Genomic DNA, 24,083 nt, shown 5'->3' on the forward strand with positions numbered 1-24,083 from the left:
ACATCTGTCGAAAGTGACGAGCGCTGCTCGCACTGATCGCGGGCGTTCTTTCCGTGCTGGCGCAACGAGAATCGCGGTGGTCGGGGAGAAGCTGCGCGAGCTCCGAAGCTTACGGGAGCGGCCCGTGTCCGAACGCGATTGATTGGCGGGAACCGGACCGCTCGGACTCTTCGGCATCGGCGAGCACATTCAGCAGTACATGTCTAGGACGAAGAATCACGCCACCCGGCTATAGCCTGCGGGCGTAGCGGCATCCCTTGGGGCCGTCTCAGCAAGAACTGAGATCACCCCGTGAAAGCTCTTCTTTGGTATAGACACCGATGCAGCGCGCGGTCTCAGAGGTCACCGCGACCGCGATGACTTAGCCCAAGACGAGGGGCGCAGCTAGAAAAGAGGCGTTGGACGGAACGGCTAATGCTGTTCGCATTGCCATTGCCGCGTTGCTGAGCACCGAACCCGATCGCGAGCGATACAACCGCTCACTCGCAACGGTGGCTGCTGATGAGAACGCACATCTCGGCCTGACTTTGAGCACAGCATGGGTTCTGTGTTGAGGTAGCTTTGAGGACAGCCCCGTGCCAGAGAAGCTAGCGGAAAGCGGCGATACGCGAATGAGCTCAAGGCCCAGAGCCTTGATTCGGAGAGCGTTATCGATGATCCGGTGGAACGATCGTGGACCCGGCGGCTGGGTCCAGGGCTTATCACAGGGGCTGCGGACGATGACCCGTCGGGCATAGGCACATATTCGCAAGCTGGCGCCCAGTTCGGCTACAACCTGCTGTGGACGCTCTTGCTGACGTATCCGCTCATGACCGCTATACAGCTAGTCAGTGCGCGGATTGGCCGCGTGACAGGCAAGGGCTTGGCGTCCAACATGCGCGTGCACTACTCCAAGTGGCTCGCATACGCCGTTACCGTTCTTCTCATGGTGGCCAATGTGATCAACATTGCCGCCGACCTCTCTGCAATGGGCGCCGCTTTCGGACTGCTGGTTCATGGTCCGCAGCAAGTCTTCATTGTTTTGCTCGGCGGCCTGTCGGCCGTCCTTCAGATATTCGTTTCATACGACCGGTATGCGCGACTTCTCAAATGGGCAGCCCTTGTGCTTTTTGCGTATGTCATCGTTGCACTCATCGTGCCGATGCAGTGGCGGGACGTGGTGCAGGCGATCGTACTGCCCCGTGTGTCGATGACATCGGGCTACCTGACGACGGTGGTCGCCGTGCTAGGCACAACCATTAGTCCCTATCTATTTTTCTGGCAGGCGTCGCAAGAAGTGGAGGAAGTGCGCGCTAGGCCGTCTCAAGGGCCACTGCGCCGTGTGCCGCGTCAGGCGCCGTCGCAGCTGCGCCGGATCGCATTTGATACCTGGATCGGCATGGGTGTATCGAATCTCATCGCGTTCTTCATCATGCTGACCGCGGCTGCGACGCTTCACGTTCATCAGATCGACGTCAAAACCTCGGCGGACGCTGCGCGAGCACTTGAGCCTATTGCCGGGCGTTTCGCCTACGTCCTTTTCGCGGTAGGCATCATCGGTACGGGGCTGCTGGCGCTTCCTGTGCTTGCCGGATCGGCCGCTTATGCCGCGGCAGGCAGTTTTCGCTGGCGCAGCAGCCTTGCATTGCATCTTACGCTCGCTCGCGAGTTCTATGCGGTGATCGCGCTTTCGATCGTCGGCGGCGTGGCGATCACCTTCATGCACTTCGATCCGATCCAGGCGCTCTACTGGAGTGCGGTGGTCAATGGATTAACCGCCGTGCCGATCATGATCATCATGATGATCATGGCAGGGAACCGCCGCATCATGGGCGAGTTTGCCGTCAGTGGCGTGCTGGCCTGGGGTGGATGGCTCGCGACCATCGCGATGGTGATAGCCGCAGTAGGTATGTTTGTGCTGCGATAAACGCCGAGGGAATCAGCGAGCACAAGTATGGACCTATAGGCTCCGCAATTGACGTGTCAACTAGACCTTCTCTTACCGAACGGGGCGCCCATTGCCTGCGTGCGCCGACATCTCGTACCTACAAGGCACGTCTCGGTTTGGCGCCGTCGGACGGTTTGCAGGAATTCCCTTTGCTCCGACGGATTGACCCGTTCACGCACAGTAGGAGCCGCTAATGGAGCACCGAGAGTCAGAATTGATTTTGGAACAATTTGAGACGCTGCCTGCGCCGCCCGTTTCGCAATCAATAAACGGGGGCGGCGTTGACTCGCCTCGTTGTCAGTCTGAACAGCCGGTCCCGAGTGTCTGGGATCTGGGACCGAAATGAGGGCCGCAACTGGCGATCTTTAGCTCTTTTCAGGAGGTCAAAGCGCATGTTCGTTGAAGTGATCGCAATATTCCGATGCAGCCGCGATGCCCACGATGCTGTTGAGGCGCTGAAGACGGACGGCATCAACACGGATCGTGTGCACGTCGGAAGTCGGGGCAAGTCAGTAGCTACCCGGGCGGAATCGGGCGGTGCTCCAGTTGAAGCACACAGCCTTGAAGAGGCCGAATACGTAGCGCACGGCGAGCACCTGGGAAGCCACTTTCCGGCCGCCGGTTTGTTGCTGCAAGAGGCGCCGCAGTCAGTAAGGCTGAGCCGCGTCGTGGTGACCGTCCGCGACGGCGGGTGCCCGCTTGCCGCCATGCAAATAGTCGAGACGCTATGTGCTCATGGGGCGCTTGCAGCACGCGCTGAAAAAGGGCGGTGGATCCGTTCTCCGTACAGAGCGTTGAGGCACGCATGACCGCTTCCGGCTGGAATCGGCGAAGCGCGCAAACCAGTCGCCGCTGAGTTCGTGGGGCTTTACCGCGCCCGCATACTCGGCGTCCGCGTTAGCTGCGGTGACTCGTTGCCCAGTTCGAACGGAGCAGGCATTAGCTCTCTGTTGGCAAAGTGAGCATCATCCCAACAAGGGGCGGTTTAACAGCTTCCGGCCGGCCACCACGAGCCTTTGTTGCACATCAATCTGCCTGACGGAGTACAGATAAAGGCACCGCTCGAATAAACCTGTCCGTTCCAAAAACATTGGCCCTCTAACGGGGTCGATTCGACCGCGAACGGGGACAGTTCTATTGGCGAATTTTCTTTGCTTTGATCCTGCGCCTCTACGTTCGGAGTTTCTTGCATGTTAGTCACCTTGTCCGTTTGGTTGTTGCCTCAGTCGGCTTCGAGCAAAGCGTATTCCGGGCTGGACTGCGGTCCGGTCGCCGGAGTCGCGGTTGGGATCGACGCCTTTTTCATAGGATGCGTCGGCATCAGATTGTTTTAGGCGCTTTACGCTAGTTGAAGCATGTTGCACTGAGCAGTGCAAGCGCATCGACGCTTGGGGTCGCAGGAAAATGAAGACGGTGGCAGCGGTGGTGATGGTAGGCGATCAAGAAGTCGCGGCTGACTTCGACGTGTCGTCGGGTCGAATCCGGATCACGAGCGACGCAGCAGTCGTCGAAGATATTGATCCTCCTGACTCATGGATCGCTTTGAACTCGGTGGCGGAAGGCAGTGAATGGGGCACGCATCCAACGCCTGATGACCTTCAGCGCTTCTTGGAAAGATACGTGGCCGAGCGACGGGCCTGCGTTGTTGCGCGACCGAGCGAACGGGGGACGGGAAAGCATCGCCGAATGCGCTTGTTAAACGCGGTACACCGGTGGCTTACGTCTCGAAAGTGCGACACGCATTGAAGTGGTGAGATGGATGCCCGTCTAACCGACGCATTGGGCCGCGTGCGACTGAAGCAATCATCGGCAAGCGGGCTGATGCCCCCCGCTCTGGCGGCTCCAGGACTGCATCAAGGTCATGTAGTCAACATGAGAAGAGGCTTCAAGGACGGCACGACGAATGCGGGAACGTCCGCGTCATGCGAGCCGTGGCCGGCAGCGAGATACCGCAGGCACCAACACACCGCAGGCACCAACCTAAACGCATGACCGGTAGGATTTCGGCTTTGGCGCCCGCGAGTACGTAGCTGGAGCACGGTCCTTGGCATAACGAAGAGCGCACGCGACGGTACGACGAACGCTCGTGCGGGACCGTGGAAATCCTGAAAGGAGGTTTTATGTTAGCCACAAACTTTCGCGGACCGTACCGCATCCGGGTATCGCATAAGTCGGATCCCCTGATCGAGCATCCAGGCGACGCCATCGTCCGCGTGACGCGCGCCTGCATCTGCGGCTCGGATCTGCACCTGTACCATGGACTAGTGCCCGACACGCGCATTGGACATACCTTCGGCCATGAGATCGTCGGCATTGTCGAAGAAGTGGGCTCTGCGGTCGAGACCCTCAAGCCGGGCGATCGTGTGCTGGTGCCATTCAACCTGTTCTGCGGCTCGTGTTTTTTCTGCCAGCGTGAGTTATACAGTAACTGCCACAACACCAACCCGGAAGCGACTGCGGTGGGCGGCATCTACGGTTACTCGCACACCACCGGCGGTTACGACGGCGGCCAAGCGGAATTCGTGCGCGTGCCAATGGCCGACGTGGGACCGTACAAGGTGCCCGACGATATCGACGACGACAACGCGGTGCTGCTGACGGACGCGCTGCCGACCGGCTATCAGGCCGCCGAGATGGGCGACATTCATGAGGGCGATACCGTGGTCGTGTTCGGCGCCGGGCCGGTAGGCATCTTCGCCGCCAGATCGGCCTGGCTGTTCGGCGCCGGGCGCGTGATCGTGGTCGACCATATCGACTACCGGCTCGACTTCGTGCGCCGCTACGCTCCCTGCGAAGTCATCAATTTCCGCGAGATGAGCGACGTGGCCTTGCACATTAAGAAGATGACGGACTGGCTGGGCGCGGACGTATGCATCGATGCGGTCGGCTGCGAGGCGGCGGGCAGCCTGACGCAAACTTTAACCGGACGCTGGACTATGATGCAGGCGGGTTCGGCGACCGCGCTGTTCTGGGCCATCAACTCGGTGCGCAAGGCCGGTAACGTGTCGATCATCGGGGTCTACGGACCGACCTTCAACGCGGTCCCAATCGGCAACGCGCTAAACAAGGGCATCACGATGCGGATGAACCAGGCGGCAGTCAAGCGCCATGTACCGCACCTCATCGAGCACATCCGCCAAGGGCATTTGAACCCGAAAGAGATCATTACCCACCGGGTGCCGCTGGAAGAGGCCTCGGACGCGTACCACGTCTTCGCGAGCAAGTACGACAACTGCATCAAACCTGTGCTGATTCCTCCGCGTGCCGGCTCGGCGCGCTCGATGGTGACCAGCGTCGCTCACCGAAGGAGCAGCCATGGATAACGAAATCGCGCGCCGCGATCTTGCCGAGCAGCGGCGCAACCCGCAACACCACGGACACGTCGACTGCGAGCGCCAGATGGACTACGACCTTAACCGGCACAGTCCGCCCCGCGATGAGCTGCAGCGCATCCCCGGCTGGGGCGCGGACCTCGACCACAAGAACCGTCCAGCCATCCCGATGGAGCGCACGCCGCCACGCTTCATTCACGTGCCGCAGGGACAGCCGGTGCAGCAGGCGCAGACCGTCGAGGTGTTCTATTCGCCGGAGCGGCCGGGCATTACGCCGCTATTCGGTACAGCCCAGCCGCCGAAATGGCTGTCGGGCGCGATAAGGCGCGTTGCGTACAAGCTGCCGGAGAACGATCTCCGCCACTGGCTGATGCTAATCGCCGCCGACCGCGTCAACGTGGTTGAAGGCATCGTCGACGACCTGCGGCACGGCTACGCACCCAATGTGCTCGGCGAAATGGGCATCCGTTCCGAACTGCGCTACAACCCGGCCGGCCTGGTGCGCAAGGCGCTTATCGCCACCGCGGTTGTCGGCGGAATTGTGCTGCTGCGGAAACGCCGCACGCGTTACTAACCCCGCGGGCCGGTTCGCATTCTGCTTTCGTCGCTTAGGTCATGGCACACGCGGTCCGGGAGGGCATCTGCGCAGCAGCCGGCCAGTTTGTCGGCTATGCCGATGACCGAGCGGTGAGCGGTGCCGCCGCCACAAAGACGGCGTCCAGCGGAATGCCCATTGCTGCCCGCATAGCCGTTGGAGTGGTCAGGATCACGCACAAAAAGGCACCCTGCTACGTTCCTTTGGGCACTCGACTGCGCCTTTCTGGAGCGACAGGCTCGACCAACACGCATGAGAAGATGACCCTCGACACCAGGCGGTTCGAAAGAAGTCAGCACTGCGCCATATGTATCGGATCGCCCGGAACCGGAGACGAATGATATGCCAGCTCTTTGCGAGATTTGCCATGCCCGTCCGGCGGTTGCGCAGGTGACTGTCGTGCAGAACGGCCGACGCAAATCCATGTCGATTTGCGAGTACGACTACCGTCAGTTGATGCGGCATCAAACCATGCTGAATCCGTTCGACTCTCTATTGGGCGGCGGAGGCCTGTCGCGTCTGATAGGCGACATGGACGGCGCGGGCGACGAAGACAACGAAGATATGGTCGCTTCGGTGCCGCGCGAGTCCGTCGACGTGACCGACGCCTTCAGCGAGCAGACGATGGAGCTCTTGCAACGCGCTGCCGAAAAGGCGCACGAATTGCGGAAAACCGAGCTCGACACGGAACAGGTCCTATACGTGCTCGCCGCCATGGATGTCGTGCAGGCACTCTTCAAGGAACTAAAGCTCTCGGCCGACGACATTCGTCGCTATATCGACGAGCACGCACAAAGGGGGAAAGCCGATCCCGATACACCGGTCGAAAAGATGACCATTTCGCCGCGCTTGAAGAAGGCCTTTCAGCATGCGTTCCAAGCCTCGCGCGAACTGGGGCACTCCTACGTCGGCCCCGAGCATGTGCTGATCGGGCTTGCGGCTGTCCCCGATAGCATCGCGGGCACGCTTCTCGGTAAATACGGCGTCACGCCCGAAGCCCTTCGCCAGAAAGTGGTGAAGATCGTGGGTAAGGGCGCGGAAGATGGCCGGGTCAATACGCCAACCGGCACGCCGACGCTCGACAAGTTCGGCCGCGATCTCACCGCGATGGCGCGCGAGGGCAAGCTCGACCCGGTGCTCGGGCGTGCGCAGGAAATAGAAAGCACTATCGAAGTGCTCGCGAGGCGCAAGAAGAATAATCCGGTGCTGATCGGCGAGCCGGGCGTGGGCAAGACGGCGATCGTCGAAGGGCTGGCACAGCGCATCGTGAACGACGACGTGCCGGAAGATTTGCGCAATAAGCGGCTCATCGAGATAAACATCAATTCGATGGTCGCGGGTGCGAAGTATCGCGGCGAATTCGAAGAGCGTGCGAAGCAGCTGATCGACGAGATCACGGCCAAGCAAGACGAACTCGTCGTGTTCATCGACGAGTTGCACACCATAGTCGGCGCAGGGCAGGGCGGCGGCGAGGGCGGGCTCGACATCGCAAACGTGCTGAAACCGGCACTCGCGCGCGGCGAATTGAGCCTGATAGGCGCGACGACACTCAACGAATACCAGAAGTACATCGAGAAGGATGCGGCGCTCGAGCGGCGCTTTCAACCGGTGCTCGTGCCGGAGCCGACGGTCGAGCAGACCATCGTGATTCTGCGCGGCTTGCGCGACAAGCTCGAAGCACACCATCAGGTCACGTTTGCCGACGACGCGTTCGTCGCGGCGGCCGAGTTGTCCGATCGTTATGTCACATCGCGCTATTTGCCCGACAAGGCTATCGATCTCATCGATCAAGCCGCTGCACGCGTGCGAATCGGCTCGAAGTCGCGTCCGCCCGAGATCCAGGAACTGGAAGCCGAAATGGCGCAATTGAAGCGGGAGCAGGACTACGCCTCGTCGCGCAAGCGTTTCGATGAAGCGAAGAACTTCGAGGAGCGCATCAACGAGAAGCAGTCGAAGCTCGAGGAACTCACCGAGGCATGGCAGCGCAAGACCGGATCCGAGACGCTCGAAGTGACGGTGGCAGCGGTCGCGGAAGTGGTGTCGCGTCTCACCGGCATTCCAGTGACTGAACTCACGCAGGAAGAACGCGAACGGCTGCTCGAAATGGAGAGCAAGCTGCGTGAACGCGTGATCGGACAAGACGAAGCGGTGGTCGCGGTAAGCGATGCGGTGCGACTGTCGCGCGCGGGCATGGGACAGGCGCACCGGCCCATCGCGACCTTCCTGTTTCTCGGACCGACCGGCGTCGGCAAGACCGAGCTCGCGAAGGCGCTGGCGGAGACCGTGTTCGGCGACGAGCAGGCGGTGATCCGCATCGACATGTCCGAATACATGGAGCGGCACGCGGTCGCGCGGCTGATCGGTGCGCCCCCCGGATACGTCGGTTATGACGAAGGGGGGCAACTGACCGAGCGCGTGCGCCGCCGTCCGTACTGCGTGATACTGCTCGACGAAATCGAGAAGGCGCATCCCGACGTGAACAACGTGCTGCTGCAAGTGTTCGACGATGGCCGTCTGACCGATGGCAAGGGCCGCGTCGTCGACTTCAGCAACACGATCCTCATCTCGACGAGCAATCTCGGCGCGTCCATCATCATGGACAACCTTCAGCGCACCGAAAAGGACCGTGACACCGAGAGCGCAATGCGCGCGCAGCTCATGGACGTGCTGAAAGGCCACTTCCGCCCCGAGTTCCTGAATCGCATCGACGAAGTCATTGTGTTCCATGGGCTCTCGCGCGCGAACATTCGCGCGATCGTGCAGATACAGATCGATCGCGTCGCGCGCACGGCCGCGGCTCAGGGCATCACGCTCAGGGTGCAGGACCCCGTCATCGATCATCTTGCCGATGTGGGTTATCGGCCCGAGTTCGGCGCACGTGAACTCAAACGCCAGATCCGCCAGCAACTGGAGACCCGGCTCGCGAAGGAGTTGCTCAGCGGCAGACTGAAGCCGGGTGACGCGGTAGACGTGAACTACGACGAGGACACGGACACGATCACGTTCGCGAAGGTCCAGGACGAAGCGAAGCCGAAGCAAAAGAAGGCCGGCTCGGCGAGCAAGAAGAGCGGGGCCAGGCCGGCGGAACCCGCGAAAGATTCGGCCGGCGACGAACCCTGAACGCGGCCTGTCCCAGCGTTGTCGTCAAGGAGCCGGGCCGTAAAGCCCGTCGACGCCTTGTGATCGAAGCGCACAGCGTCGGTGGGCATCGCGGGCGACTGGCCGCAGGACCGCGTTAAGAGACGCTCGGCGTGTCTAGCGTCGAACGGCGGGATCGGGTCGTTTGATGCGTTCTCCGGCGGCCGCGTCCCGGCCAGTACGGGAAACCGCTCGACTCGGCGAAGCAGATCAACAGTAAGCGATCCACGAACGACGCCGCTCAGAGTAAGGTGGTAGAGCGCCGTGATACGTGATAGCGAAGTGGGTCAGCGGAGATCTGCGGGCATCTTCCAGGGAAGCAGCGCGTCGTAGTCGTCGACGGTCTTCGCCAGCGGAAGGCGCTGGAATAACCAGTGGAGGTAACGATAAGGATCGATGCCGCCGGCTTTGCACGTTTCGATGAGGCTGTAGAGGTTTGCACTAGCGTTTGCCCCTGCAACCGTGTCGCTAAAAAGCCATGAACGGCGCCCAACGACGAAGGGGCGAATCGCGTTCTCACAAGGGTTGTTCGAGATAGGCCAACTGCCGTTCTCGACATAGCGGATCAGCTTCGGCCACTGCTCGCGTAGATAGGTCAGTGCCTTTCCAAGCAGACTTTTTGGCACGATGCCGGGCGACTGCGCGAGCGCCAAGGCGTAGATGGCGTCGAGGATGCGCGTGCTGTATCGCCGTCGCAATCGCTGTCGTCGCTCAGGCTTCCATTTCTTAGAGCGGGCCTCTGCAGCGAACAGCTTGCCGATCAGCGTGATGAAGCGTGTCGCGAGCAGATCGGGCGAACGGGCGACTTTGGGCACGTTGTCCTCCGCTTTGATGAAGTACCGCCTCAGGTGCGCCCAACATCCGAGGTGCACGAGGTCGTAGCGTTGAGCGATGTCGTTGTAGGGCTCGTAGCCGTCAGTTACTAGAACGGCGCCCTTGCGGATGCCCGTGAACAGCTTGTCGGCCAGCTTGGCGCCGCGTCCAGGTGTATAGCTGAAGCAGCGGATAGGGACGCCCGAGCCGGTCATCTGCGCCCAGAGGTAGCTCTTCGTTTGTGGTTTTCTCCCTTTCTCTTTCAGTACCTGGAACGTTGTTTCGTCGCAGTAGATCAGCTCTGCCTCGAGCAACGCATCGCGCATCAAGTTGATCACGGGCTGGGTCGCGAGGCCAACGCGAACCATGCTGGCGGCGATCGTGTTCGACGAGATGTCACCGCCGAAGCGACACAGCAAACCAGCCTGACGATACAGCGGCATGCCGAACTGATACTTGCCGGTGGCGATCCATGCAAGCGCTGATTCGCTGAACAGTCCGCGCGCGATGATGCGCGGCGGCGCCGGCGTGACCTTGATGCCGAGGTCACAGCATGGGCACGCATATTTGATGCGCTGGTGTTGGATCACCCGAAGCTGCTCGGGGATCACATCGAGCTGCTCACTGATCTCCGCGCCTATCTCGACGAGCGCGTGCCCATCGTTCGTGCAGAAGCGTTCGGCTTCGGGCAGTTCGTGTCGCACGACCTCGCGCGGCAGATTCGGATCAAGCGGCTTGCGATGACCGCGCTTCTTGCGCTTGTGCGCGGCGACCGTCGTCTCCGGCGTGTCTTCCTGCGCGGGCGCGCTGTTCGCGCCGAGCGTCTCGGCTTCGTTGAACAAGCTAGGTTGATCAGAATCTCGTGCTTCACTCTTCGCGCCGAACAGTTCGCGACGATAGGCTCGAAGGCGCTCCTCAGCGAGATCGCGCTCGGCCGTCACGAGCCGCAAGGCGCCGCGTAATGCCTCCTGTTGCTCTCGCAATGCACGTGCAGCATCGCGCTCGGCAAGCAACGCCTTCAGTTCCTCGGCGGTGATCGTGACGTTGATCGGCATGGCGGTTAGACCTGCACGCCGCCTCACTGTTCAGCTCACGCGATGATATTCCTGCTTGGGATGCCGTCGAATCGCGGTGATGTCATCGCCGTCGAGTAGCGCGTGCAGCACGTTGGTGGTCATCGTCACGATCTCAGCCTTGTTGTCGGGCCAGATGAAGTGGCTTCTCTCCAATCGCTTTATGAGAAGCCAGAAACCACTGCCATCCCAGCCAAGGATTTTTATCCGATCGCGACGCCGGTTTCCGAAGATGTATAGGGAAGTGTCCATCGGATTCAGGCGCATCGACTGCTCGACGAGAATCGACAGGCTATTCATGCCGTAGCGGAAATCAACGGGATCGCGGTGCAGATAGACCTTCAGATCGTCGTCGAACCGGAACACGGCATCCTCCCCAGAATCTGAACCATGGTCGTCAATTCGTCGATGGTCGCGATTGCCCCGCCAAGTTCAAGCTCGACGCCGTTCGACAGACGCACATGCAAGGCAAGTGTCATCGATGGCGGTGTGGACGGTTGTGTCGGCGACGCTGAAACGACCGACACGAACGCAGACGGCTTTACCGCGACCGGGACGGGTTGGTGCGACCCTGGCAGATCGACGGCCACGTCATTAATCGACTTGTCGGGCTGAGGCGGGTTGTATTCGTCGTTGCCATTATGCTGCGACGCTGGCGAAATGCCATTCTCGCGCTCCACCAGGTACTTCGCGATCCACTTGCGCAGCAGATTGGCGTTGATGCCGTGCTGCTGAGCCAGACCGGCGACTGATACTCCGGGACGAAGTGCTGCTTCAATCAAGGCGCGTTTACTTTTTTCGTCATAGCGGCGACGGCCATCGCTGCTGCGACGCACTACTGCCAACTCTGAGTCCATGCCAGTCATAGGTGTCCACCTCCAAGATAGGTGGACACCTATGGTCCTCGCTACTGTCGCTCACTGCCAGACGTCGAAGATGGACCGCTTACGATCAACAAGGCCGTCTAGCATATTGACAACTGCCACTTGACGGAACGCGCCGCGTGAGGAGCACGTTGCTGACCCCACACTCGATGAAGTTCGAGGCGGACCATCTGAGTTCGAATGCAAAGCAGTTGAAAGTGGTTGAACGGACGCGCGCGGGATCGCAACCGCTGTTTTTTCCTTGTCCCGCGCGCGGCGCGAAGATGGGCCGGGGAGGTGGCGAAGAGCTCGTGACATAGTCGCGGCGCTGAAGTGAAGTCGCCGGCGACCAGATCGAACGACGGAAGCTGCAGAGCACAGCGATCACCAATAAATTTTCGCTAAGGCCTGGCTGCCCCGGCCAGCTTCTGCCCCCTCGCGTGGTCGGACTTGCTGGTTACCAGACCTAGCCCGACGTTCTGTCGTGGCATTCGATGGTTTCTGTATAACGTTACTCACGCGCGCGGCCGATTTAAAACTCGATATCTAACTCGTCGATTTCTTCGGCTTCCCGTTGCGCATCGGCGATCCAGCGGCGCATCTCCGGCATCGCGAGAATGCGCTCGCCATACGCGACGATATCGGCGTCGAGTCTCACGTCGTAGGTGACGAAGCGGGTGACGACCGGTGCGAACATCGCGTCCGCGCACGTTCGTTCGCCGAACAGATACGGTCCGCCATACTGGGCGAGGCATTCGTGCCAGATCGTCACGATCCGTTCGATGTCGGTCTGCGCGCGCGCCCATACCTTAAAGCCGGGAAAGTGCGCTTTAAGGTTCATCGGCAGAGCGGAGCGCAATGCGGCAAAGCCGGAATGCATTTCGCCGCAGATCGCGCGGCAGTGCGCCCGCTCGGCGCGTTCCTTCGGCAAGAGACCGGCATCGGGGCACACTTCATTCAGGTATTCCGCAATGGCGAGCGTGTCCCAGACCTTGATGCCGTCATGAAAGAGACACGGCACGAGGATCGATGGCGACAGCAGAAGCAGTTCCGCGCGCGCGCCGGGATCGTCGGCGGGCATCGCCACTTCCTCGAATGGCAGTCCGCTGAACTTCGTCAGCAGCCAGCCACGCAGCGACCACGACGAATAGTTCTTGCTGCTGATCGTGAGCGTGGCGTTCGCCATGACTGTTCCTCGAGCGTCGTGCACCAAGATGGATCGAGCGCGGCGCGCGCAAGCACCGATGTGCGTCCAAGCGCGCTCATGGATGGCATCGGTGCAAAGCCTATGCCACCTGCACGACCGCGCAATGGTCGTAGGTAGGTCGAATGGCATGGCTATTGCCTTCCTTTGTGACCATGAATCCGTACACCTACGCGGGCTACCAGCTCTGGTCCGACTCCACGCAGCCCATGCGCCACGCCGCCTCGCTCATCGAAGGCGCGCTGCGTGGCTGGACGGAGGTGGGGGAGGCGCCGCAAGGCCGCGGCCTTGGCGCGTTCTGCGAACAGATCGCGCTTGCCGGGCTTACGCACGCGCGGCCGCCTTTCGATATCGCGCCGGTGGAAGTCGAAGGAAGAACGATGCGCATCGTGGAGGACGTAGCGGCATCGACGCCGTTCTGCGATCTACTCCATTTCCGCAAGGACGATGCGTCCGTTGCACAACCGCGCGTACTCGTCATCGCGCCGATGTCCGGCCATTTCGCGACGCTCTTGCGCGGCACCGTGCAGACGATGCTCGCCGATCACGACGTCTATATCACCGACTGGCGCAATCCGCGCGACGTCTCGCTGATGCATGGTCGCTTCGGCTTCGACGAGTACGTGCAGCACATCATCGATTTCATTGGGACGATCGGGCCGGGCGCGCATCTGCTCGCCGTATGCCAGCCGACGGTCGCGGCGCTCTCGGCAGTTGCGCTGATGGCCGAGGACCGGCATCCCGCCGAGCCGGCGAGCATGACCCTGATGGCCGGTCCCATCGATACGCGCGTGAATCCGACACGCGTGAACGAGCTCGCGAAAAGCAAGCCGATCGACTGGTTCGAACGCAATCTCATCAGCATGGTGCCGTTCGGCTTCGCGGGCGCGATGCGGCGCGTCTATCCCGGTTTCGTGCAGTTGGGCGCATTCATGTCGATGAATCTCGCGCGGCACATCGAATCGTTCGAGGAGATGCATCATCAGCGTGCGAGGGGCGATGTCGCGAAGGCCGACGCGATTCGCGTTTTCTACGAGGAATATTTCGCAACGATGGATCTCACAGCGGAGTTCTATCTGGAAACCGTCGATAACGTGTTTCAGCGGCACGCGCTGCCCTTGAAGCAACTCGAAGTGCGCGGCCGCCAGGTCGATCCGTCGGCGATCCGGCGCACGGCGCTTTTTACCGTCGAAGGCGAGCGCGACGATATCTGCGCCGTCGGGCAGACGCTAGCGGCGCAGGATTTGTGCGACAAGCTGCGGCCCTATCTGAAGGCGCATCACGTTCAAACGGGCGTCGGGCATTACGGCGTATTTAACGGCAAGCGCTGGGAACGGCAAATTTATCCGCGTATTCGCGCGTTGATTCACGACAACGAGCCGAGTCCGGCCGGCGTCAACGCGCGCACCCAGCCGATCGTCTCGTTGCACGCCATCGCGCCGCTCGCGCGCGAATCGTCGGTCGCCGACGATCAGGTGCAGACGGCGAACAAGGGCGATAACAAACAGGCGATCGCCGATCCCGAATAACGCCAGTCGCCAGCGGCGGAACGTCGCCGCCGCCACGCTTGAACGGGTGCTTGAGCACCTCGAGATCCTGGTCAACGAGCCCCTCGCTGCGATCCTCGATCACGACGCATGCCGTGTTCGGCTCGCGTTCCGTGCGCTTCCGCACTTCCAGCCGGACGACCCAGTAGAGCACCGCGCGCTGAATCAGTTCATGAGCATCCGCATCATGCGGATCGGGAGAAACGGGGAAGGTTCGATAGTTCGATATCGCCAACATCAACCACGAATGGGTGGCCCGGTGCGGCGAAATGGGCGGCGAGATAGGCGATCAGTGTATTGAGTTCGCCGACTACAGTGCGATTCGTTCGCGCCGCTGCCCGCGCAGCTCCTGAATTGCCAAAGAATCGCCTTGATGGTGTCCAGATGCCTTCCATCGACGCCGCGAGAGCCGCGCCCGTCGACGGCACCGAGGACATCGCACGTCGGCGAGAGCCGCGCGTTGACTGGCCGTTGCACTTCATCAAGAGACGCTCGGCGTGCCCAGGGCCGAACGGCCTAGGCGGGTTGAGTGCGGCGGTTCGAGGAAAATCGCGTCGGGGTGCTCAGCGCCCCGGTCTCCATCTTCGGTAACCGGCCAAAAGCGGTCATCAACCCGGCTCCGCTTGCAGACTTTCCATCGTCGCATGTTCGTTCCGAACCGGACTGTCAAGAGAACGGATCGCGGCAATTCGGTTTTCACGAAGCGGCACTGAAGAGCGCTCGAACATTCGATGTAATGCCAGTCGATCCGATGGACTAATTCACGACACGATTTTTGGCTCTTATGACTAAGCCATCGCTCCGATATCGTGTGCGGTATGTACTGTGGAGAAAAGCCCATGAATACGCCGCCCGATTTCAAGCATCTCGATTCGCCCGACGAATGGACACAAGCCTTTCCGGTCATGCAGGAACTGCGGCCGCATCTGCAAGACGCCGCGTCCTTCGCCAGACAAATGCGACGCCAGCGCGAAGAACACTATCGCCTGTTGGCCGCTCGCGACGCGTCGGGCGCCGTCCTCGGCCTCGCTGGCTACCGTCTTCAGACGAATACGCTATACGGTCGTTTCCTCTATGTGGACGACCTGGTGGTTACTGCGCGGCAGCAACGCAGCGGCATTGGTGCGGGGCTGCTCGACCAGGTCCGCGACATCGCGCGTCGTTCTGATTGCGCGCATCTCGTACTCGATACCGGCCTGCACATGCCGTTCGCGCAGCGCTTCTACTTCCGCAACGGCCTGCTTGCAAAAGGCATGCATTTCGTCGAGTCGCTTCAGACGATCCACAAGGAGGCCGCGCAATGAAGGTGCTGTTTATTAATGCCAGCCCGCATCGGGAAGCCAGCCATGGCTATCAGCTTGCGCTTGACATGATCAAGAAGCTCGGCGCACCCGCGCAAAGCAACATGGTTAGCCGGGACCTTGCTGCATATCCTTTGCCGCCGATCACCAGCGACTACGCGCGCGCTATCACGTCGCGCGAGCCGGATGAGCGCCACTTCGCACTTTCTGAACAACTGATCCGCGAGATCGAAATCACGGACGTGCTCATCATCAACACGCCGATGCACAACTTCACGGTGCCCGCCGCGCTCAAGCTGTGGATCGATTACGTGTTGCGCATTCATCGCACTTTCGCCAGCACGCCGGAAGGCAAGATAGGACTGGTGCGCGACCGGCCGGCATTCGTCATCGTTGGCTCGGGCGGTCATCACAGCGGCGAGCATGCGTTGCAGCGTGATTTCCTCTCGCCGTATCTGCGTTATGCGCTAGGTTGCATCGGCGTAACGGATGTGCATTTCCTGCTTCTGCAAGGTCTCGTGCGCGGCGAAGCAGCCGTGACCGAAGCACTGAAGGCGGCGCGCGAAACGCTCGCGCAACACGATCTCTTTAACGCTCAGGACGCCACCGTGACGCTCTAGGCGGCATACGCGCGCCGCAACTGGCCCGCGAGCCGGGTCGCTTCGGCTTCGTCCGCTACGTTTGCGAAGCCGAGCACCACGCCGCGCAAGGTGCGCTTCGTGCGCGCGCCGATATGCCACGACGACAGCGCGCTCACCGCCAGCCCGGCTTCCTGCGCACGCGCGGCGATGGCGAGATCGTCGACGGGGACGCCGCTGACGTTGTTGAACAGCATCACGAGATGCATGCCGCCCGACGGCCGCTCGATGCGTACCTTCTCCCCGAACGCTTTTTCCAATGCCCGGGCGCAGATCTCGCGGCGCTCCGCGTAGAGCGCGCGCATGCGCTTCAGATGCCGCGCAAAATGCCCTTGTGCGATGAAGTCCGCGACTGCCGCCTGTAACAGGTAAGGCGGTCCGGCGTTCATGCTCGCCGTGAGTTGCGCGAAGCGTGCAATGGCCCGCTCGGGAACGACTACATATGAGAGCCGCAGCCCGGGAAACAAAACCTTGCTGAAGGTGCCGCAGTAGATCACGCGGTCGTCGACATCGAGGCTTTTCAGCGCGGGCAGCGGCCGCCCGGCGTAACGAAACTCACTGTCATAGTCGTCCTCGACGATCCAGCTTCCCGTGCGTGCCGCCCAGTCGAGCAGCTTCATGCGCCGCGCCAGCGAAAGCGTCGCACCGAGCGGACTTTGATGCGACGGCGTCACGATGGCGAAGCGCGCGTGCGGCGCGTGCGCCTGCCCGGCATCGACGTCGATTCCGTCGTGATCGACCGGCACCGGCGCGAGCTTCAGCCCCGCCTGATTGAGAAAGTCGCGCGCCAGAAAATAGCCCGGCTCTTCGAACCAGGCGCTGTCGTTCGGTTTCGCGAGACTGCGCAGAATGAGTTCAAGCGACGCGCGATAGCCGCTCGTCACGATTACCTGTTCTGGCGCGCACTCGACACCGCGCGACAGGCCCAGATAAGTCGCAACGCGTTCGCGAAGCGGCCCGAAGCCGGCAGGCTCGGGATAGGTGAGCGAGGCTAGATCTACGCTGCGCGCCCGATGCGCGATGATGCGGCTCCACACTTTGCGCGGAAAAGCATCCAGCGCGGGCAATCCGGGACGCAGCGGGCGGGCTTCATGGCCGAGTCCTATTGCCGGTGCCGGTTTCGCGCGCGGCACATCAGCGCATTCTAAGACTCGAGGCGCTGCCAAGTTCAAAACCGATGCCGGCAGCGACGACGACACAAAAGTGCCCGCCGCGCCGCGCATCTGGAGATAGCCCTCGTCGACGAGTATGTCGTAGGCCAACTCCACCGTGCCGCGCGCCGTGTTGAGCTGCGTTGCAAGCGCGCGCAGCGCGGGAACACGGTCGCCGGGCTTGAGGTGTCTCGCGCCGATCGCGGCCTTGAAGCGCTCGCAGATCTGCAAATAGATCGGCAGTGCGTGCCGCCGGTCGATATCAATCTTCAGTGCGTGTTGCGGGTTCCGCATGAGTGATCCTTGGACTAGTCAAATCGACGATTCTTGTCTCTTCTAACCAAGACATGATTCTCACACAATGATTTCACTTTCATCAATTCAACGAGGTGTGTCATGAAGATCGTCGTCGTCGGAGGGACCGGACTGATCGGTGCGAAGGCTGTGGCCTTGTTGCGCGAGAAGGGACACGAGGCGGTCGCCGCATCGCCGAGCACGGGCGTCAACGCGATCACCGGCGCGGGCCTGGACGACGCACTGCACGGCGCGCATGTCGTGATCGACGTGACTAATCCGCCGACGTACGAAGGCGATGCCGTTACGTGTTTCTTCCGCGATGCGACGCGCAATCTCCTTGAGGCCGAGCGCAAATCCGGCGTGCAGCACCATGTGGCGCTGTCGATCGTCGGCGTGGATCGAATGGAGGGCAATGCATACTTCGCGGCGAAGTGCGTGCAGGAACGGCTGATTGCGGCATCGCCCGTGCCTTATTCGATCGTGCGTGCCACGCAGTTCATGGAGTTTCTCGGCACCATCGCCGATCTGAGCACCGCCGACGGCACTGTGCGTCTTTCACCGCATCAGTTCCAGCCCATCGCCGCCGATGATGTCGCGGCCATCATCGTCGAGATCGCCCTGGGCGTGCCGCTCGACGGCATCGTGGATATCGCCGGTCCCGAACGCGGCGCGATGCATGCGTTCATCGGCACCTATCTGCGCGCCACGCGTGACGCACGCAGGGTGGTCGCCGACGACAAGGCAACCTACTTCGGCGGCTCAATGGCCGAAACTTCGCTCGTGCCGACAGGCGGGATGCGGCAGGGCCGCATGAGTCTCGGCGACTGGCTGGACCGTATGCGCTTGACGGATACGGCAACGGCCTGATGCGTCACTGACATTCACCGCTTGATTTGGAACGTGCGCGACCATGCGGCGCTGTCGGACGGCTTCGTCGGCAGAACGACTCCGCTGAGCATCGCCGGTGTAGCGTCACGAGCCGTGCGCAAAGGTGAAGTAACCGACCTGCGCCTGTAAGGGCAGGAGACATTTTTTCCAACGAACGAAAGGTAAAGGACGAAGATGACCCGCTTGAACTGGCACGAGATCTCCCCGGACGGCGCAAAGGCGCTTATGGGCGTTCATCACTATGTGACGAAAAGCACCAACCTGCCCGAGGAGCTTATTCATCTTGTGTTCCTCCGTGTTTCCCAGATCAATGGATGCGCTCATTGCATCGACAAGCATAGTCGTGATCTCAGAAAGACGATGTCCATCGACAAGATCTCGCTGGTACCGGTGTGGGACGAGGTCTCGCACCTGTTCTCCGATCAGGAACGCGCAGCTCTCGCCTGGGCCGAAGAAGTGACGCGCGTCAGCGAAACGCACGCTTCGGATGAAGCCTATGCAGCGGCTTCAGCGGCATTCACGCCGAAGGATCTCGTCGATCTCACGATAACGATTGCGGCGATGAACGCTTTCAACCGTCTTGGTGCGCCATTCCGACTCCCGGTCGCTGCCAAGGCTTAAGTACATGCGGCGTCTGACGGCGCGCGTCGGACAAGGCCCGGGCAATATCTTTACGCGAACGGATATATTTCAATGCTTCGGCTGCTAGTAAAGATGCATTTGTTCGTCTCTAGTTGGCGTACAAGGGCCTTGCAGATCCGGGATGTAAAAGTTGACAGGTCTGACCGCGCGCTGGCGCGGCGTTGTTGGATTAGCCGCTGCACAGGGTCTGCCAAAATTCAGCTCGTCGCTCGAAGCCGTTCCCAAAAGCCCGGCGCTTCGTCGTATCATGGAACGGACGTTCCAGTCCTTGCTGGTACGTGTGTCGATGAAACAGACCGGCCGACGAGCGAGATTTCTTCCATGAGTGGCAAACCCCAATACGACGAGACCGCTGCAGTCGAAGCTGCGATGAAAGTATTCTGGCGTAACGGCTACGCCGCTGCGTCGATCAACGACCTCACAGCGGCGACCGGGCTGTCGCGGTCCAGCATCTACCAACGTTTCGAAGACAAGGACGGCTTGTTCCGCGAAGCGCTCAACCACTACACGGATCGAGTGCTCCGCCGGATGAACGCGGTCGGCGGTGCAACGCCGCGCGAGCGTATGGAGGCGTTGCTGCGCGATTTTTTGCACAAGCGAGCCGCGGCTCCCGACGGTTGCATGCTGGCTCGCAGTTGCGTTGAGAAGGCAAACCTGCCGAAGGCGTCGCAATCGGCGGTCACGTTCAGTGTCGGACGCCAGCGGGCAGTGCTGGCGGAGATCATCGACGAAGGAGTGGCGCGTGGGAAGTTGTCGTCCGACGTGGACCGCGAGGCTCTTGCCTGGCATTACCTCGGTGTTCTCCATGCCGTCATGAATCTGCCGCAAGCCGGCGCAACGCCTGCCGCGCTGTCCGCCATGGTCGACCTAGCTATGTCGGCATGGCCGCCCGGCGTCGCGTCGCAGGCCGATTAGTGCGCCGTACCCTTGAACAGAGACAGATTTTCTTCAAGCCATTGCGGCAAGCCCCTTGGCGCATGACCGGTCAGCAACTGGACAGTAGCGGTCTGCTCTTGGAGCGACGATTCACGCACCGTGCGGTCGAGCCCGGTCAGTACATCCACCACAAATTCGCTCACGCCCGATGCCAGAAGACGCTCGCGCTCCTCGGCCGGAGTGCGCTGCTCGTAGGCAACAGGCCTGCCGAGAAGCCGCGTGAGTTGTGCAGCGACGTCGTCCATGGTCCAGGCGCGCGGCCCCGTCAGATGAAAGGCGCGCTGCCAGGTTTCGCTCGCTGGATCGAGCAACACCGCTTTCGCGGCATCAGCGACATCGCGCGTGTCGATAAGATTGACGATGCCATACCCCGCTGCGCCACCCCAGATTCCTTCCTGAACAGGCTTTCCGGCTCGTGTCAGCGTGTCGAAAAAGGTTGTTGGCCGCAGCATCGTATGACCGATATCGCGCGAAATCAGATGCGCCTCGATGCGCGCGTGCCAGTCGAATGGGTGCAGCTTCGCGGGCAGACTGGCTGCCGACAGTTTCACGATATGCCTGACGCCCGCGCCGACGGCGGCGTCGATCAACGCAATCTCGTTCTCCACCTGGCGCGGCGACGTGCCCTGCGCAAGGAACAAGCGATCTACACCCTGCATCGCGGCTGCAAGCGTGGCGGGCGCGTCAAAATCGACCGGCGCCTGGCCGACGTGGGCCGGGAAACGCGACGGATCCGGCTTGCGGCTAAGCGCAATGAGGTCGACAGGCTCACTGGCGAGACCCGCAATGAGAGTAGCCCCGACTCGGCCGGTAGCGCCGGCGATGGCGATGCGAGGCGACAAATTGCGACTGGAAGACTGGGACACGACGGACTCCTTCAAGTTGGAACGATCGGTACACGAATACTGGAATGATCGTTCCAACTTGTCAAGGAAAATGTGTTTTCTGTCGCGATGCGCTGCCTTATTGGCGGGTTAGTCTTCGCGGAGGCGCCCGTCAGACTCTGTCGACATGCAGTCTCACTGCTCGAAGCCAGGCAGCCTTCATAGCCGATTCCGGGCGGTACGAGTCTTTTCACATCGACATGCCTGCCGCGATCGTTGACGCCATGGGACGGGAACAGCAAATCGTGTCCCGCGCTCGGGAGTCGCTCGACGTGCTCCGTGCTCCGTCTAGGGACACGGGGGCGTCGTCGCTACTTCATGGCAGTAGCTTCCAGGCGATCGTTCATCCAGGAATCGCGTGCCTGAATTTGTTCCAGTACTCGGCTATCGTGCCGCGATTAAGGAGATGGCTCAGTTCCGGGGACACATCTTTTCTCATCTGCGTAATCGAACCGTTATCCGTGAGCAAGCGAATAGTCGCGTGCCGTGGGACGTTCCCGAAGTCCTCCGGAAGGCCTCCCACCGCAGATCACGCGGCACGCATCACTACTGTCGCCGCCGGGCGTCCCAGCTGCGGCAGACCCTTTGAGGGCGAATCAAGCTTTACAGTGTGAACGGCTGTTCCACTTCTGAAGCGGTCATGTGGACTGCGGGAGCTCTAACGACAGAGAAGGGTCGGCTAGCGCCGACCGCATCGGGCGGCACGCGGCCAATTCCTGTCGGTCAGTCTCGCCTCACCGACGCCGTTCGAATGACTGGTTCTCTCTCGGACTTGCCAAATCACAGCACTCAACGATAGAGGCGACGCGGGAATGCAGGACGGTAGATCAGCGTGGTTCGAGAAGCGCTCTCCGACGAGAGAATCGGTTAGCCCGCGTCGATACGCCAACACGATCGTGATCATTTCGTTCATGCTGTCGCGCCAGCCGCCAGCCGCCAGCCGCCAGCCGCCAGCCGCCAGCCGCCAGCCGCCAGCGCCAGCGCCAGCCGCCAGCGCTCCAGCGTCTCTTTGCCAGCCGCAATATAGCTTCCATCTTCATCCATATGGCTCTCGGGCATCTGCGATCAAGACGGCGAACATAAGTGATGCTCTCCGAAGCGACTTAAAGCGTGTTCCGAACGTGGCAGATCCGATTCCGCGTCAACGGCGATCCTAGTTGCGCCCCGATGATAAAACGCAAGGTCGATCCAAAATTTAATATAGCCAACGTATCGATCCGTCGTGCGCTGGCGTGCTTCACCGTCAATTGGGGAAACACTGCCCATTGGGCCCGACCGGGCTGGTGCAGTCTTACGGCGCAACGATTTGAAACTGGTTGGTCTAGTGCACCGTTTAGGTTCGTTGGTTACTCCGCTTCATTGGTGAGCTTAGCTAGGGACGGACCCGTCAGAACAGCTGCATTCATACGCGCGCCTAGGCTGCGCAATACGAGAAGGGAACATGTGGGGCAAGATTTAGCGCGAGCAACACCTCTCCGGGACGTTGTCTCCAGGACGCCGAATTCCTGCGCGTGCGGTGTCGAGGGCATCCGTGTCTAGTGTCATTCATGCTCGACCGGCACGACGTCAGGGCGCGGATGCGCGTGGAGCCTTCTGACCCGCCGTGACAGGCGCCGTCTCGGACATTGCAGCAAAAATCACGCGCCCTCGAACAGGGGGCGCATAATGAGCTCTGCGCATGCTCAAGGAAGTTCGATGAACGAAAATAAAAAAGGTGCCGTGCTCCGTGGGCTTCGGGGCTTTACGCACTTGATCGAAGAAATGGGCGCGTATCGCTCGAAGCAAAAAGCGCGCGAAACGGTGCGGACGCTTCGATCCGTCGCCGGTGTCAAAGGTTGTCGTGAGCGGAGCGAAAAAACAAGTGCACTACCGCCGAGCGCCTAGGTGGTAACCAGCCTATGGGGCCTGCGACGTTTCTCACTACCGCGGCATCGAGCGTGTTCTGTTCCAGCGAGCGGCGGCGAAAAGCATTAAGGCGCCATCAAAATGTTCGTGTGGGACACGACGACGTGGAATTGCGTGTCGCAGTCGCAGTCCTAGCGCTCATTGTCCCAATGCCAGCCCATCGGCTTGGCTTTGTGGAATGCCACGGAAACAAGCGAGACCAAAGCTGCGGACGGCATTGGGAGGTGCCTCGCATCATGTTTTGACTTGGCGTTGCTGAGAGGCCTGTTGGTGCCACGGCTCTCAGCGTGTGGGAGTGCGACGCCAGCGCGGCAACTACTCAAAGGTGAATCAATGATAGCGATGACGGTCATTATGATTGGAGGTACAACTATCATGCTGTTCGGCAGGACGACTGCCGCGACGATACGTGCGTCGGTGTTACGGCTTGGGGGGCTGCAACGGCTCACGGCCGGCTTCCGCCTGTCAAGAGCCGATCGATAACCGCTTCGTCATTAGGGCGCAATTACCCCGCCACATTTCCGTTGGGAATCGGCCAGAAAAGCATTGACAAGGCCACGCCGCCACTATACTGTGAACAACGAAATATTCAAGAAGCTCGATTGCTGATCACCACTATTCGCGTCGTCGGCGCGGTACTCGCTGTCCTCTCTTCTTCCTTGAAGTTTTTGTCGCTCGGCACGCGGGCTCTTATTTTTTTCAAGGAATTATCATGGATACCGGTACAGTTAAGTGGTTCAACGATAGCAAGGGCTTCGGTTTCATCACCCCTGATGCTGGCGGGGACGATCTCTTTGCTCACTTCTCAGAAGTTAAAGGCGACGGCTTCAAGACGCTCGCAGAAAATCAGAAAGTAAGCTACGAGACAAAGCGCGGCCCGAAAGGCATGCAAGCCGCGAATATCTCGCTGCTGTAACGCAATACAAGGGCCGGTCTACCGGCCCTTCTT

Annotated in this window: 21 protein-coding genes; 13 read left to right on the top strand and 8 right to left on the bottom strand. The window is 60.8% G+C overall.

Going from position 1 to position 24,083, the window contains the following annotated elements; genetic code table 11:
* Positions 1–649 precede the first annotated feature (649 nt).
* From LDZ24_RS21260 to LDZ24_RS21280, 5 genes are all read left to right on the top strand, one after another.
* The gene (locus LDZ24_RS21260) at positions 650–1,906 is read left to right on the top strand and encodes an NRAMP family divalent metal transporter (RefSeq protein ID WP_248324243.1); all 1,257 of its coding nucleotides are present in this window, start codon (positions 650–652) and stop codon (positions 1,904–1,906) included.
* 413 nt (positions 1,907–2,319) lie between these two features.
* Positions 2,320–2,736: a hypothetical protein gene (locus tag LDZ24_RS21265; RefSeq protein ID WP_248324079.1), complete on the top strand. Its 417-nt coding sequence runs from the start codon at positions 2,320–2,322 to the stop codon at positions 2,734–2,736.
* 1,311 nt (positions 2,737–4,047) lie between these two features.
* Positions 4,048–5,250 carry a zinc-dependent alcohol dehydrogenase gene (locus LDZ24_RS21270; RefSeq protein ID WP_248324244.1) on the top strand — a complete coding sequence of 401 codons (1,203 nt, stop codon included), beginning with the start codon at positions 4,048–4,050 and terminating at the stop codon, positions 5,248–5,250.
* Positions 5,243–5,833 carry a hypothetical protein gene (locus tag LDZ24_RS21275; RefSeq protein WP_248324080.1) on the top strand — a complete coding sequence of 197 codons (591 nt, stop codon included), beginning with the start codon at positions 5,243–5,245 and terminating at the stop codon, positions 5,831–5,833. The genes LDZ24_RS21270 and LDZ24_RS21275 overlap by 8 nt, the downstream gene beginning before the upstream one ends.
* Positions 5,834–6,196: 363 nt before the next feature.
* The gene (locus tag LDZ24_RS21280) at positions 6,197–8,974 is read left to right on the top strand and encodes an ATP-dependent Clp protease ATP-binding subunit (RefSeq protein ID WP_248324081.1); all 2,778 of its coding nucleotides are present in this window, start codon (positions 6,197–6,199) and stop codon (positions 8,972–8,974) included.
* Between the two features lie 305 nt (positions 8,975–9,279).
* Here LDZ24_RS21280 and LDZ24_RS21285 read toward each other — a convergent pair whose 3' ends face one another.
* The 4 genes from LDZ24_RS21285 to LDZ24_RS21300 form a co-directional block, all read right to left on the bottom strand.
* The gene (locus LDZ24_RS21285) at positions 9,280–10,860 is read right to left on the bottom strand and encodes an IS66 family transposase (protein ID WP_248320381.1); all 1,581 of its coding nucleotides are present in this window, start codon (positions 10,858–10,860) and stop codon (positions 9,280–9,282) included.
* A 30-nt stretch (positions 10,861–10,890) separates the two neighbouring features.
* The gene (tnpB, locus tag LDZ24_RS21290) at positions 10,891–11,244 is read right to left on the bottom strand and encodes an IS66 family insertion sequence element accessory protein TnpB (RefSeq protein WP_045463971.1); all 354 of its coding nucleotides are present in this window, start codon (positions 11,242–11,244) and stop codon (positions 10,891–10,893) included.
* Complete coding sequence (locus tag LDZ24_RS21295) at positions 11,220–11,744, bottom strand: transposase (protein ID WP_248320380.1); 525 nt, start codon at positions 11,742–11,744, stop codon at positions 11,220–11,222. Before LDZ24_RS21295 ends, tnpB begins: the two co-directional genes overlap by 25 nt.
* A gap of 529 nt (positions 11,745–12,273) precedes the next feature.
* Entirely contained in the window at positions 12,274–12,927 is a 654-nt protein-coding gene (locus tag LDZ24_RS21300; RefSeq protein ID WP_248324082.1) for a glutathione S-transferase family protein, read from the bottom strand.
* A 173-nt stretch (positions 12,928–13,100) separates the two neighbouring features.
* On the opposite strand from LDZ24_RS21300, the gene LDZ24_RS21305 reads away from it, so the two are divergent.
* Entirely contained in the window at positions 13,101–14,474 is a 1,374-nt protein-coding gene (locus LDZ24_RS21305; protein ID WP_248324245.1) for a polyhydroxyalkanoate depolymerase, read from the top strand.
* Between the two features lie 203 nt (positions 14,475–14,677).
* On the opposite strand, the gene LDZ24_RS21310 is transcribed toward LDZ24_RS21305, so the two are convergent.
* Positions 14,678–14,887 carry a hypothetical protein gene (locus LDZ24_RS21310; protein WP_248324083.1) on the bottom strand — a complete coding sequence of 70 codons (210 nt, stop codon included), beginning with the start codon at positions 14,885–14,887 and terminating at the stop codon, positions 14,678–14,680.
* 444 nt (positions 14,888–15,331) lie between these two features.
* Between LDZ24_RS21310 and LDZ24_RS21315 the strand changes: the two genes are divergently transcribed.
* Positions 15,332–15,796 (top strand): GNAT family N-acetyltransferase, encoded by a 465-nt coding sequence (locus LDZ24_RS21315; RefSeq protein WP_171800337.1) that lies wholly within the window; start codon positions 15,332–15,334, stop codon positions 15,794–15,796.
* Positions 15,793–16,413 carry an FMN-dependent NADH-azoreductase gene (locus LDZ24_RS21320; RefSeq protein WP_248324084.1) on the top strand — a complete coding sequence of 207 codons (621 nt, stop codon included), beginning with the start codon at positions 15,793–15,795 and terminating at the stop codon, positions 16,411–16,413. Before LDZ24_RS21315 ends, LDZ24_RS21320 begins: the two co-directional genes overlap by 4 nt.
* Here LDZ24_RS21320 and LDZ24_RS21325 read toward each other — a convergent pair.
* Entirely contained in the window at positions 16,410–17,876 is a 1,467-nt protein-coding gene (locus LDZ24_RS21325; RefSeq protein ID WP_248324085.1) for a PLP-dependent aminotransferase family protein, read from the bottom strand. The genes LDZ24_RS21320 and LDZ24_RS21325 overlap by 4 nt on opposite strands.
* A 102-nt stretch (positions 17,877–17,978) precedes the next feature.
* Here LDZ24_RS21325 and LDZ24_RS21330 point away from each other — a divergent pair, with 102 nt between their 5' ends.
* The 3 genes from LDZ24_RS21330 to LDZ24_RS21340 all read left to right on the top strand — a co-directional run bounded on the left by LDZ24_RS21330 (position 17,979) and on the right by LDZ24_RS21340 (position 20,324).
* Positions 17,979–18,746: an SDR family oxidoreductase gene (locus LDZ24_RS21330; protein ID WP_248324086.1), complete on the top strand. Its 768-nt coding sequence runs from the start codon at positions 17,979–17,981 to the stop codon at positions 18,744–18,746.
* Positions 18,747–18,941: 195 nt separating this feature from the next.
* The gene (locus LDZ24_RS21335) at positions 18,942–19,388 is read left to right on the top strand and encodes a carboxymuconolactone decarboxylase family protein (protein ID WP_248324087.1); all 447 of its coding nucleotides are present in this window, start codon (positions 18,942–18,944) and stop codon (positions 19,386–19,388) included.
* A gap of 342 nt (positions 19,389–19,730) precedes the next feature.
* Positions 19,731–20,324, top strand: coding sequence for a TetR/AcrR family transcriptional regulator (locus LDZ24_RS21340; RefSeq protein WP_248324088.1), 594 nt, complete (start codon positions 19,731–19,733; stop codon positions 20,322–20,324).
* Here LDZ24_RS21340 and LDZ24_RS21345 read toward each other — a convergent pair.
* Positions 20,321–21,211 (bottom strand): NAD(P)H-binding protein, encoded by an 891-nt coding sequence (locus LDZ24_RS21345; RefSeq protein ID WP_248324089.1) that lies wholly within the window; start codon positions 21,209–21,211, stop codon positions 20,321–20,323. The genes LDZ24_RS21340 and LDZ24_RS21345 overlap by 4 nt on opposite strands.
* A gap of 927 nt (positions 21,212–22,138) precedes the next feature.
* Positions 22,139–22,273 carry a hypothetical protein gene (locus LDZ24_RS28010; protein ID WP_256465430.1) on the bottom strand — a complete coding sequence of 45 codons (135 nt, stop codon included), beginning with the start codon at positions 22,271–22,273 and terminating at the stop codon, positions 22,139–22,141.
* A 651-nt stretch (positions 22,274–22,924) separates the two neighbouring features.
* Between LDZ24_RS28010 and LDZ24_RS21350 the strand changes: the two genes are divergently transcribed.
* Together LDZ24_RS21350 and LDZ24_RS21355 are read left to right on the top strand one after the other, a co-directional pair.
* On the top strand, positions 22,925–23,113 hold the full coding sequence (locus LDZ24_RS21350) for a hypothetical protein (protein WP_248324090.1): 189 nt from the start codon (positions 22,925–22,927) through the stop codon (positions 23,111–23,113).
* Between the two features lie 733 nt (positions 23,114–23,846).
* Positions 23,847–24,050 (top strand): cold-shock protein, encoded by a 204-nt coding sequence (locus LDZ24_RS21355; protein WP_248324091.1) that lies wholly within the window; start codon positions 23,847–23,849, stop codon positions 24,048–24,050.
* Positions 24,051–24,083: the final 33 nt, after the last annotated feature.

Origin of the sequence: Caballeronia sp. Sq4a (assembly GCF_023170545.1) — a bacterium.
Classification (GTDB): Bacteria; Pseudomonadota; Gammaproteobacteria; order Burkholderiales; family Burkholderiaceae; genus Caballeronia.